The following is an 11,783-nucleotide window of genomic DNA, read 5'->3' on the forward strand; positions in this document are numbered from 1 at the left end:
GAGCCTTCGTGCCCACAGTTGAAATGGAACGTCGCCAGGTGGTGGTGATCGGTGCCGGGCCATCCGGGGCCATCGCGGCCGCGCTGCTCAAGCGCAAAGGGCATGACGTATTGATTATCGAGCGCCAGTATTTTCCGCGCTTCTCGATTGGCGAAAGCCTGCTGTCGCACTGCATCGACTTTATCGAAGAAGCCGGCATGCTCGACGCCGTGCAGGCTGCCGGCTTTCAACTGAAGACCGGCGCCGCGTTCGCCTGGGGCGAGCGCTACAGTGCGTTCGATTTCGGTGACACCTTCAGCGACGGCAAACCGACCACCTTCCAGGTGCAGCGTGCCGAGTTCGACAAGCTGCTGGCTGATCAGGCGGCATTGCAGGGTGTGGAAATCCGCTACGGCGAAAGCATCGTCGGCGTGGACTTTTCCGGCGAGAATCGCTACCTGCACGTACGCCGCGAGAATGGCAGCGAGTATCACCTCAAGAGCGCATTCGTGCTCGATGCCAGTGGCTACGGCCGCGTGCTGCCGCGCCTGCTGGACCTCGACGCGCCGTCAGGTTTCCCGCTGCGCCAGGCCGTGTTCACCCACGTGGAAGACCGCATCGAACACCCAGGCTTCGACCGCACCAAGATTCTGGTCACCACCCATCCCGAGAAGCGCGATATCTGGTTCTGGACCATCCCGTTCAGCAATGGCCGCTGCTCGGTCGGCGTGGTTGCGGCCAAGGAACATTTCGACGGCCGTGACCACGATCTGGATGCCTGCCTGCGCAGCTTTATCGAGCAAACCCCAAGCCTGTCCGGCGTACTGCAGAACGCCGTGTGGGACACCCCGGCGCGCAGCATCGGCGGCTATTCGGCCAACGTCAAAACCCTGCATGGCCCGGGCTTTGCGCTGCTGGGCAACGCGGCGGAATTTCTCGATCCGGTGTTCTCCTCCGGCGTCACCATCGCCATGCGCTCGGCAAGCATGGCCGCCGGCGTGCTGCACCGCCAACTGCAAGGCGAAGCGGTGGACTGGCAAACCGAGTTTGCCGAACCCTTGAAGCGCGGCGTCGACACCTTCCGCTGCTACGTCGAGGGCTGGTACGCCGGCACGTTCCAGGATGTGATTTTCCATGCCGGCAGTTCGCCGCAGATTCGTCGCATGATCAGTTCGATCCTCGCCGGCTACGCCTGGGATGAACGCAACCCATTTGTCAGCGAGCCCAAGCGGCGCCTGCGGATGTTGTCGCAAATCTGTGCGAGTGAGCCGGTATGAGCAGCCCTGCGGTTGAAAAGAACTACCTGAGTAAAAACTATGTCGAAGAAACCCGCTTCGGCTTCTGGTTCCTGCGCAGTCACACCTGGCAGCATCATGTGTTGCGCGTGGCAATCAATGACCTGCGCAGCCTGTTCAGCGAACCGCTGCCGGTGGCGCCGGTCTTGCTCGACGCCGGCTGCGGCCAGGGTAAATCGTTCAAGTTGCTGCAGCAGGCATTTGCGCCCGCGCGCCTGATCGGCCTGGATGCCGACCCTCACAGCCTGGCGCTGAGCCGCGAAGAAGCCGCGCGCCAGGACCTGGCCGTGGAGTTGATCGGCAGCGACTGCGCCACCCTCCAAGTGCCCGACGCCAGCGTCGATATTGTGTTTTGCCACCAGACCTTCCACCACTTGGTCGAGCAGCATCGCGCCCTTGAGGAGTTCTATCGGGTTCTCAAGCCGGGCGGCTATTTGCTGTTTGCCGAGTCCACCCAAGCCTATATCGACACCTGGGTGATTCGCTGGTTGTTCCGCCACCCGATGCATGTGCAGAAAAGCGCCGAGCAATACCTGGACATGCTGCGCGAGCAGGGCTTTGACTTCGGCGCGCAGAACGTCTCGTACCCCTATCTGTGGTGGAGCCGCTCCAGCGATTTCGGCCTGCTGGAACGCTGGGGCCTGCGCAAGGCGCCGCCGGTGGGCCAGCGTGAGGAAACCCTGGTCAACTGCGTGGCGCGCAAGCCTATGGAGACCCTGAGTTCATGATCCGCCTGCTGTTGATGGGTTGCCTGCTGCTGCTCGGCGCGTGTGCCAGCCAGGCGCCGTTGCCGCAAACACTCCCGGCCCTGAACTTGCCGATGCAACTGCATGTGCAACGCGTGGAGGGCGAACTCAGCCAGGATTGGCTGCTGGTGATCCAGCGTGAAGGCACGGCGATTCGCTGGTCGATGATGGACCCGCTGGGCATTCCCCAGGCCCGGCAGAAGTTGATCGACGGCCAGTGGCAGGCCGATGGCTTGCTGCCGCCCAATCCCCAGGCCCGAACGTTGTTCGCCGCGCTATTGTTTGCCCTGGCCTCGGCGGATGACCTGCGTGCGCTGTATCCTGCGGCCCAGGCCATGGACCTTACGCGAACGCTGCCGGGCCATTGGCAAATCGTCTATCAGTCTTCAGAGGTGTTCAGCGTGAACATGGCGGGCCAACCGTTGCGCTATCGCATTACCCCGCTGGGCGCGGGCAAATGAGCGCCTACCTCAATGCCCTGGGCGTGATCTGTGCCCTGGGTCGCGGCCAGGCCGAGGTCAGCCGCAGCCTGTTTGCCGGCGACTGTGGCGGCATGCGCCCCGAGAGCGGCTGGGTGCCGGAGCGCGTGGTGCCGGTCGCGGCCGTGCGCGGCGCGCTGGCGCCCCTTCCGGCACAGTTGGGCCAGCAGAGCAGCCGCAATAACCAGCTGCTGCTGGAAGCGGCGTTGCAGATCGAAGACCCGATTCGCCAGGCGATCCACACCTACGGCGCCTCACGGGTTGGCGTTGTGCTGGGCACCAGCACGTCGGGCATCGACGAGGCCAGTCGCGGCATTGCCCACTACCTGCGCGATAACGCCTTTCCTGGCGACTACGACTACCTGCAGCAGGAACTCAGCGCCCCGGCGAACTTCCTCGCCGACTGGCTGCAATTGAGCGGCCCGGCCTATGTGATTTCCACCGCCTGCACCTCCAGCGCCCGCGCGTTGATGAGTGCCCGGCGCCTGCTCGACCTGGGTCTGTGCGATGCGGTGATCTGCGGTGGCGTCGACAGCCTGTGCAGGCTGACGCTGAACGGCTTTAGCGCACTGGAAGCGGTGTCTGCCGAACGCTGCAATCCGTTCTCGGTGAACCGCAACGGTATCAATATCGGCGAAGCGGCGGTGGTGTTCGTGATGAGCCGCGAGGCGGCACCGGTCGCCTTGCTGGGCAGCGGCGCCAGCAGCGACGCGCACCATATCTCCGCGCCCGAGCCCACCGGCAAAGGCGCGTTGCAGGCGATGCGCAAGGCCCTGGCCCAGGCGAAACTTGCGCCCGGACAGATCGGCTACCTGAACCTGCACGGCACCGCCACCCAGCACAACGACGCCATGGAAAGCCTGGCGGTCGCCAGCCTGTTTCCGGGCGGTGTGGCCTGTTCGTCGACCAAACCCATGAGCGGCCACACCCTCGGCGCGGCGGGTGCCCTGGAAGCGGCGTTCTGCTGGTTGAGCCTGATGCACGGCCGCATCCCGCCCCACGTGTGGGACGGCCACGTCGACCCGGCGCTGCCCGCCTTGCAGTGGGCGCATGCGGGCGACACCCTGGAAAAACCCTACCTGATGAGCAACTCGTTTGCCTTTGGCGGCAACAACGTCAGCCTGATTATTGGAGAGGCCCCATGATCGCTTGGCCACTCGCCGAACTGCTGCCCCATGCGGGCGACATGATTCTGATCGACCAGGTGCTGTCGTTCGATGAAGAGCAGGTGCATACCCGTCTCACCGTCAAGCCCGGCGGCCTGTTCAGCCAGGCTGACGGCAGCCTGCCGGCCTGGGTCGGTATCGAGCTGATGGCGCAAAGCGTCGCCGCCTATGCAGGGTGCCGCGCGCGCCAGCAAGGCCAGGCGGTGGAGCTGGGCTTCCTGTTGGGTACGCGTAAATTCGAATGCAACGTGGCGCACTTTCCCGCCGGCGCCGAGCTGACTATCCACGGCCTGCGCTCCCTGGAGGATGACAATGGCATGGGCGTGTTCGAATGCCACCTCACCGGCGACGGTATCCAGGCCAGCGCACGCTTGAACGTATTTCGACCGCCCCAGGCGGCCCACTATTTAGATGAATCGAAGGACCCAACGCCATGACTGAATCCGTACTGGTCACCGGCTCCAGCCGTGGCATCGGCCGCGCCATTGCCCTGCGCCTGGCCCAGGCCGGGCATGACCTCGTGCTGCATTGCCGCAGCGGCCGTGCCGAAGCCGACGCGGTACAGGTCGAGATCCAGGCCCTGGGCCGCCAGGCGCGGGTGCTGCAATTCGATGTAGCGGATCGCGCGGTGTGCAAGCAGATCCTGGAGGCCGACGTCGAGCAACATGGCGCCTATTACGGGGTGGTGCTCAATGCCGGCCTGACCCGCGACGGCGCATTCCCGGCGCTCTCGGAAGACGATTGGGACGTGGTGATGCGCACCAACCTCGACGGGTTCTACAACGTGCTGCACCCGGTGATGATGCCGATGATTCGTCGTCGCGCCGCCGGGCGCATCGTGTGCATCACTTCGGTATCCGGGCTGATCGGCAACCGTGGCCAGGTCAACTACAGCGCCTCCAAGGCGGGCCTGATCGGCGCGGCCAAGGCGCTGGCCATCGAGCTGGGCAAGCGCAAGATCACCGTCAACTGTGTGGCACCCGGCTTGATCGACACCGCCATGCTGGACGAAAACGTGCCGGTCGAAGAGCTGATGAAAATGATCCCGGCGCAACGCATGGGCACGCCCGAAGAAGTGGCCGGCGCGGTGAATTTCCTGATGTCGGCCGAAGCCGGCTATATCACACGCCAGGTGTTGGCCGTGAATGGGGGCCTGTGCTGATGAAACGCGTTGTCGTCACCGGCATGGCCGGCATGACCTCCCTGGGCAGCGACTGGGACACCATCGCCGCCAACTTTCGCGCCAACCGCAGCGGCATCCGGCGCATGGATGAGTGGGACCGTTTCACCGAATTGAACACGCGCCTGGCCGGGCCGATTGATGATTTCGTGGTACCCGCGCACTGGACGCGCAAGCAACTGCGCAGCATGGGCCGCGTTTCGCGCCTGGCGGTGTGGGCGGCGGAGCAGGCGCTGCAGGACGCCGGCTTGCTTGGCGACGCGTCGATCAAGGACGGGCGCATGGGCGTGGCCTGTGGCTCGTCCACCGGCAGCACCGATGAGATCAAGGCGTTCGGCAATATGCTGCTGAACTCGGTGGCCGAGGGGCTGAATGCCAACTCCTATGTGCGCATGATGCCGCACACCACGGCGGCGAATATCAGCATCTTCTTCGGCCTGACCGGGCGCCTGATCCCCACCTCCAGCGCCTGCACCAGCGGCAGCCAGGGCATCGGTTATGCCTATGAGGCCATCAAGTTCGGCCGCCTGCCGTTGATGCTCGCCGGCGGCGCTGAAGAGCTGTGCCCCACCGAGGCCATGGTGTTCGACGCGCTTTACGCCACCAGCCTGAAAAACGACGCACCGCAAACCAGCCCACGCCCCTACGACAGCGGCCGCGATGGGCTGGTGATCGGCGAAGGCGGCGGCATGCTGGTGCTCGAAGAGCTGGAACACGCGCTGGCGCGGGGTGCGCGTATCCATGCCGAGATCGTCGGTTTCGGCAGCAATGCCGACGGCCAGCACACCACCCGCCCGGAACAGAAAACCATGCGCCGCGCCATGGAGCTGGCGCTGGAAGACGCCGGGTTGGAGCCGTCCGCCATCGGCTACGTGAATGGCCACGGCACCGCCACCGACCAGGGCGACATCGCCGAGACCCTGGCCACCAGCAGCCTGTTCGGCAGCCGCATGCCCATCAGTTCGCAGAAGAGTTTCCTGGGCCACACCCTGGGCGCGTGCGGGGCGCTGGAGTCGTGGTTCAGCATCGAGATGATGAACCGCGACCAGTACGTGCACACCTTCAACCTGGACGCGGTCGACCCGCACTGCGGTGAACTGGACTACCTGCAAAGTGGCTTTCGCCAGATGCACAACGACTACGTGATGAACAACAACTTTGCCTTCGGCGGCGTCAACACCTCGCTGATCTTCCGCCGCTGGTCCTGACTTTTTAATCGATTGGAGAAAACGGAATGTCTTCCCTGCTACGCGCCACCCTGATCACCCTGGCCCTGTTGACCACCGCCGGTTGCACCAGTAAACCGGTGCTCAACACCCAGCACGAGCTGCCGGCCACAACCCAGCGCAGCGAAGAAACCATGAAACAGGTAATCGTCGCCGCCCTGCAAAAACGCGAGTGGACGGTGCAACGCCTGAGCCCGCAACTGGTGCAGGCCGACATCACCGTGCGCGGCCAGTTCTATGCGGCCATCGACATCCGCTACACCCGCAACAGCTACGCCATCACCTACCGCGACAGCCGCGAACTGGGCTACAAGGACGGCAAGATCCATCGCAACTACAACCGTTGGGTGAGCATGCTGGATCGGGATATTCTGGCGGGGTTGCGCTCGGCGGGGATGCAGTAAAGCCCCCTCCCACATGGATCGTTCCCACGCTCCGCGTGGTAACGCCGCCTGGGACGCTCTGCGTCCCGCTGCGAGTGCACGGTCCCAGTCTTCACCTGGGTGACGCGGAGCGTCACGGGATGCATTACCACGCGGAGCGTGGGAACGATCGGGCCACGATTTACTGCGCCACCGACCTACGCGTCAACAACTCCACAAACGCCCCCGCCATCGGCGTCTGCGCGCCCTTGCGCTGCACCAGCCATACCGCCGTCACCGCTTCCGGGTCCAGCAACGTGCGATACACCACGCCATCGATCCGTATCCGTTGATACGACGCCGGCAGCACCGAGACGCCCAATCCAGCCGCCACCAGACCGATGATGGTCATCGCCTCCCCCGCCTCCTGGGCGACATGCGGGCTGAAGCCGGCGTCACGGCACAGGCTGAGCAGTTGCGCATAGAGACCGCTGCCGTAGGTACGCGGGAAAAACACGAAGGGTTCTTGCGCCAATTGCGCCAGGTGCAAGCCGCGCTCGCTGCCCTGCGCCAAAGGATGCCCGGCGTTCAGTACCGCCACCAGGGGCTCGCGCATCAGCTCGACCACACACAGTGATTCGGGCAACGGCAAAGGCCGCATCAGCCCCACCTGGATCGATTCATCCACCAGTGACTCGGCCACCTCGGTGCTGCTCATTTCCTGCAGGCTCAAGTGCACGGCTGGAAAGGCTTGGCGAAACGCAAAGATCGCCTGGGGAATGCTGGCGTTGAAGGGCGCCGACGAGGTGAAGCCGATTTTCAGCTCTCCCAGCTCTCCCATCTGCGCCCGCCGTGCGACGTCCGCCGCTTTATCCACTTGCGCCAGCACCAGGCGCGCCTCGTGCAGAAACAGGCGCCCCGCTTCGCTCAATTCGACCCGACGATTGGTACGCTCAAACAGGCGCGCCCCCACGTGGTGTTCCAGCGCTTGAATCTGCTGGCTCAACGGCGGTTGCGAAATGCCCAGCGCTTGCGCGGCGCGGCCAAAATGCAGCTCCTCGGCGACGGCGATGAAGTACCGCAGATGACGTAATTCCATGCCAGCCTCATTAGGTCGCTAAAGCTATCAAACAGGTCGAACAATATATTGGAAAGAATCATTAGCCAGCTATATTCTTTTTCGTATTGTCAGTCTTGGCAGCCTTTCCTCCCCGAGGTCCCCGTGAATCCTGCTGTTGCTCCACTTGCCCAACACACCCCGCCCTCAGCCCTTGATGACGTGGTGGCGCAGCTTAATGACGCCTACATCGAAAAAGGCACGCCGATGTTCATGCGTACGGTGCTGGCGCTGTTCTCCGGCGGGTTTGCCACCTTCGCCCTGTTGTATTGCGTACAGCCGATGATGCCGGCGCTGTCCCACGAATTTTCCATCAATGCCGCACAGAGCAGCCTGATCCTGTCGGTCGCCACGGCGATGCTTGCCTTTGGCCTGCTGATCACCGGACCGATTTCCGACCGGCTGGGGCGCAAGCCGGTGATGGTCGCCGCGCTGTTCTGTGCAGCGCTGGCCACCATCGCCAGTGGCTTGATGCCAAGCTGGGAGGGCATCCTGTTGATGCGCGCGCTGGTGGGTCTGTCCTTGAGTGGCCTGGCCGCCGTGGCCATGACCTACCTGAGCGAAGAGATCCACCCGCAGCACATCGGCCTGGCCATGGGCCTGTACATCGGCGGCAACGCGATTGGCGGCATGAGCGGACGGTTGATCATCGGTGTATTGATCGACTTCGTCAGTTGGCACACCGCGATGCTGATCATCGGCGCCCTGGCGCTGATCGCTGCGACGGTGTTCTGGAAAATCCTTCCCGAATCGCGCAACTTCCGCGCCAGCAGCCTCAAGCCGCGCAACCTGCTCGATGGCTTCGTGATGCACTTCAAGGACGCGGGCCTGCCGTGGTTATTCCTTGAAGCCTTCCTGCTGATGGGCGCGTTTGTGACCCTGTTCAACTACATCGGCTATCGCCTGCTGGCCGATCCGTATGACCTCAGCCAGGCCGTGGTTGGCCTGCTGTCGCTGGTGTATCTGTCAGGCATCTACAGCTCGGCGAAAATCGGCTCGCTCGCCGACCGCCTGGGCCGCCGTCGCGTGCTGTGGGGCACCATTGTGCTGATGCTCGCCGGCATGAGCCTGACCCTGTTCACCCCACTCTGGCTGGTGGTGCCAGGCATGCTGATCTTTACCTTCGGCTTCTTCGGCGCCCATTCGGTAGCCAGCAGCTGGATCGGGCGGCGTGCGGTAAGGGCCAAGGGACAGGCATCGTCGCTGTATCTGTTTTGCTATTACGCGGGGTCGAGCATTGCCGGGACGGCGGGCGGGTTCTTCTGGCACTTCGGTGGGTGGAGCGGGATTGGCGGGTTTATCGTCGCGTTGCTGATTGGCGCGTTGCTGGTGGCGTTGAAGCTGGCGAAGTTGCCGCCGCTGGGGCAGGTCTGAAGCTTTCTGGCATTTAATGTGGGAGGGGGGCTTGCCCCCGATTGCGGTGTATCAGTCTGAGTATCTTTAACTGAAACACCGCGATCGGGGGCAAGCCCCCTCCCACATTTTTGCTACGTGTTTTATTCGTGATACTGGGCGGACAGTTCATGCACCGCACGCAGGAAAGCACCCGCGTGCTCCGGGTTCACTTCCGGGGTGATGCCATGGCCGAGGTTGAACACGTGCCCGCTGCCCTTGCCATAGCTGGCGAGGATACGCCCGACTTCGGTGCGGATCGCTTCCGGCTTGGCGTACAGCACGGTCGGGTCCATGTTGCCTTGCAGCGCGACCTGGCTACCGACGCGACGGCGTGCTTCGCCGATATCGCAGGTCCAGTCCAGGCCTAGCGCATCCGCGCCCGCATCGGCGATGCTTTCCAGCCACAGGCCGCCGCCCTTGGTGAACAGGATCACCGGGACCTTGCGGCCTTCGTGCTCACGGATCAGGCCGCTGACGATCTTGCGCATGTAGGCCAGGGAAAATTCCTGGTAGGCCGCCGCCGAGAGGTTGCCGCCCCAGGTGTCGAAGATCTGCACCGCTTGCGCGCCGGCCATGATCTGACCGTTGAGGTACGAAGTGACCGACTGCGCCAGCTTGTCGAGCAGCAGGTGCATGGCTTGCGGATTGTCGTAGAGCATGGCCTTGGTCTTGCGGAAGTCTTTGGACGAACCGCCTTCAACCATGTAGGTGGCCAGGGTCCAGGGGCTGCCGGAGAAGCCGATCAGCGGCACGCGGCCATTGAGTTCGCGGCGGATGGTGCTCACGGCGTCCATCACATAACCGAGGTCTTTGTGCGGATCAGGGATCGGCAAGGCTTCGATATCGGCCAGGGTGCTGACGACCTTCCTGAAACGCGGGCCTTCGCCGGTCTCGAAGTACAGGCCTTGGCCCATGGCGTCGGGGATGGTGAGGATGTCGGAAAAGAGAATGGCCGCGTCCAACTGAGGGTAGCGGTCAAGCGGCTGCATCGTGACTTCGCAGGCGAACGCAGGATTCATGCACAGGCTCATGAAGTCGCCGGCGTGGGCGCGACTGGCGCGGTATTCCGGCAGGTAGCGACCGGCCTGGCGCATCATCCACACAGGGGTGACGTCCACGGGTTGCTTGAGCAGGGCACGCAGGAAACGGTCGTTCTTGAGGGCAGTCATGTCGGCATCCGCAAAAAAAGTGCGGGCATTTTCTCAGAGCGCGACGCAAAAGGCACGGAATGCGCCGTGCCTTTTGTCTATCGGGTCAATTTGTCGCGGGCATGAAAGCGCTGCAAAACAACTGTGGGAGGGGGCTTGCCCCCGATTGCGGTGCGTCAGTCAATGAATCTGGTGACTGATACACCGCTATCGGGGGCAAGCCCCCTCCCACAGTTTGATCCCGTTTCAGGCTGGGATCGGGGTCAGACCTGCAGGTAATCCAGGATGCCTTCGGCGGCGTTGCGGCCTTCGAAGATCGCCGTTACCACCAGGTCAGAGCCGCGCACCATGTCGCCACCAGCGAAGATCTTCGGGTTGCTGGTCTGGTGCTTGTACTGGCCTTGTTCCGGGGCGACGACGCGGCCCTGGCTGTCGGTCTGGATCTGGAACTGCTCGAACCACGGCGCCGGGCTTGGGCGGAAACCAAAAGCGATGACCACGGCGTCGGCCGGGATGATCTCTTCGGAACCCGGGATCGGCTCGGGGCTGCGACGGCCACGGGCGTCCGGCTCGCCGAGACGGGTCTCGACCACCTTCACGCCTTCGACACGGTCTTCACCGACAATGGCGATCGGCTGGCGGTTGTAGAGGAATTTCACGCCTTCTTCCTTGGCGTTCTTCACCTCTTTGCGCGAGCCGGGCATGTTGGCTTCGTCACGACGGTACGCACAGGTCACCGACTTGGCGCCTTGGCGGATCGACGTGCGGTTGCAGTCCATCGCGGTGTCGCCACCGCCGAGCACCACGACCTTCTTGCCTTTCATGTCGACGAAATCTTCCGGCGACTTTTCAAAGCCCAGGTTGCGGTTGACATTGGCGATCAGGAAATCCAGAGCGTCGTATACGCCCGGCAGGTCCTCACCGGCAAAGCCGCCCTTCATATACGTGTAGGTACCCATGCCCATGAACACAGCGTCGTATTCGGCGAGCAGTTGTTCCATGGTGATGTCTTTGCCGATTTCGGTATTGAGGCGGAACTCGATACCCATGCCGGTAAACACTTCGCGACGGTTGCTCAGTACGGTTTTTTCCAGCTTGAACTCAGGAATGCCGAAGGTCAGCAGGCCACCGATTTCCGGGTTCTTGTCGAACACCACCGGGGTCACGCCGCCGCGCACCAGTACATCGGCACAGCCCAGGCCGGCAGGGCCCGCACCGATGATGGCGACGCGCTTGCCGGTCGGCTTGACCTTGGACATGTCCGGACGCCAGCCCATGGCGAACGCGGTGTCGGTGATGTACTTCTCCACCGAACCGATGGTCACCGCGCCGAAGCCGTCGTTGAGGGTGCACGCACCCTCGCACAGACGGTCCTGCGGGCACACCCGGCCGCAGACTTCCGGCAGGGTGTTGGTCTGGTGCGACAGCTCGGCGGCGGCGAGGATGTTGCCCTCGGCCACCAATTTCAGCCAGTTGGGAATGAAGTTGTGCACCGGGCACTTCCATTCGCAATACGGGTTACCGCACCCCAGGCAGCGGTGGGCCTGGTCGGCCGAGTGCTGGGGTTTGAAGGGTTCGTAGATTTCCACGAACTCTTTCTTGCGTTGACGCAACAGTTTCTTCTTCGGATCTTTGCGCCCGACATCGATGAACTGGAAGTCGTTATTCAGACGTTCAGCCATGTTAAAAC

Annotated in this window: 12 protein-coding genes; 9 read left to right on the top strand and 3 right to left on the bottom strand. The window is 63.3% G+C overall.

Features of this window, described 5'->3' with window-relative positions; all coding sequences use genetic code 11:
* Nucleotides 1-8: 8 nt before the first annotated feature.
* The 8 genes from TU82_RS16720 to TU82_RS16755 are packed head-to-tail and all read left to right on the top strand — an operon-like array spanning nt 9 to nt 6,475.
* Complete coding sequence (locus tag TU82_RS16720; protein WP_057724405.1) at nt 9-1,256, top strand: NAD(P)/FAD-dependent oxidoreductase; 1,248 nt, start codon at nt 9-11, stop codon at nt 1,254-1,256.
* Nucleotides 1,253-2,002 carry a class I SAM-dependent methyltransferase gene (locus TU82_RS16725; protein WP_057724406.1) on the top strand — a complete coding sequence of 250 codons (750 nt, stop codon included), beginning with the start codon at nt 1,253-1,255 and terminating at the stop codon, nt 2,000-2,002. Before TU82_RS16720 ends, TU82_RS16725 begins: the two co-directional genes overlap by 4 nt.
* Complete coding sequence (locus TU82_RS16730) at nt 1,999-2,481, top strand: hypothetical protein (RefSeq protein WP_057724407.1); 483 nt, start codon at nt 1,999-2,001, stop codon at nt 2,479-2,481. Before TU82_RS16725 ends, TU82_RS16730 begins: the two co-directional genes overlap by 4 nt.
* Nucleotides 2,478-3,644 carry a beta-ketoacyl-[acyl-carrier-protein] synthase family protein gene (locus tag TU82_RS16735; RefSeq protein ID WP_057724408.1) on the top strand — a complete coding sequence of 389 codons (1,167 nt, stop codon included), beginning with the start codon at nt 2,478-2,480 and terminating at the stop codon, nt 3,642-3,644. The genes TU82_RS16730 and TU82_RS16735 overlap by 4 nt, the downstream gene beginning before the upstream one ends.
* Nucleotides 3,641-4,102 carry a hotdog family protein gene (locus TU82_RS16740; protein WP_057724409.1) on the top strand — a complete coding sequence of 154 codons (462 nt, stop codon included), beginning with the start codon at nt 3,641-3,643 and terminating at the stop codon, nt 4,100-4,102. The genes TU82_RS16735 and TU82_RS16740 overlap by 4 nt, the downstream gene beginning before the upstream one ends.
* Nucleotides 4,099-4,827 (top strand): 3-oxoacyl-ACP reductase FabG, encoded by a 729-nt coding sequence (gene fabG / locus TU82_RS16745; protein WP_057724410.1) that lies wholly within the window; start codon nt 4,099-4,101, stop codon nt 4,825-4,827. Before TU82_RS16740 ends, fabG begins: the two co-directional genes overlap by 4 nt.
* Nucleotides 4,827-6,053, top strand: coding sequence for a beta-ketoacyl-ACP synthase (locus TU82_RS16750; protein WP_057724411.1), 1,227 nt, complete (start codon nt 4,827-4,829; stop codon nt 6,051-6,053). The genes fabG and TU82_RS16750 overlap by 1 nt, the downstream gene beginning before the upstream one ends.
* A gap of 26 nt (nt 6,054-6,079) precedes the next feature.
* A complete protein-coding gene (locus TU82_RS16755; RefSeq protein WP_057724412.1) occupies nt 6,080-6,475 on the top strand; it encodes a hypothetical protein in 396 nt (131 codons plus the stop codon).
* A 160-nt stretch (nt 6,476-6,635) separates the two neighbouring features.
* On the opposite strand, the gene TU82_RS16760 is transcribed toward TU82_RS16755, so the two are convergent.
* Nucleotides 6,636-7,532: a LysR family transcriptional regulator gene (locus tag TU82_RS16760; protein WP_057724413.1), complete on the bottom strand. Its 897-nt coding sequence runs from the start codon at nt 7,530-7,532 to the stop codon at nt 6,636-6,638.
* Nucleotides 7,533-7,712: 180 nt separating this feature from the next.
* On the opposite strand from TU82_RS16760, the gene TU82_RS16765 reads away from it, so the two are divergent.
* Nucleotides 7,713-8,924 (top strand): MFS transporter, encoded by a 1,212-nt coding sequence (locus TU82_RS16765; RefSeq protein ID WP_420893031.1) that lies wholly within the window; start codon nt 7,713-7,715, stop codon nt 8,922-8,924.
* Nucleotides 8,925-9,046: 122 nt separating this feature from the next.
* Here the strand turns inward: TU82_RS16765 and hemE are convergent, their stop codons facing one another.
* On the bottom strand, nt 9,047-10,114 hold the full coding sequence (gene hemE / locus TU82_RS16770; protein ID WP_057724415.1) for a uroporphyrinogen decarboxylase: 1,068 nt from the start codon (nt 10,112-10,114) through the stop codon (nt 9,047-9,049).
* A gap of 242 nt (nt 10,115-10,356) precedes the next feature.
* Nucleotides 10,357-11,775, bottom strand: coding sequence for an FAD-dependent oxidoreductase (locus TU82_RS16775; protein WP_057724416.1), 1,419 nt, complete (start codon nt 11,773-11,775; stop codon nt 10,357-10,359).
* Nucleotides 11,776-11,783: the final 8 nt, after the last annotated feature.

The sequence above is a fragment of the Pseudomonas orientalis genome (assembly GCF_001439815.1).
Lineage (GTDB): Bacteria > Pseudomonadota > Gammaproteobacteria > Pseudomonadales > Pseudomonadaceae > Aquipseudomonas > Aquipseudomonas orientalis.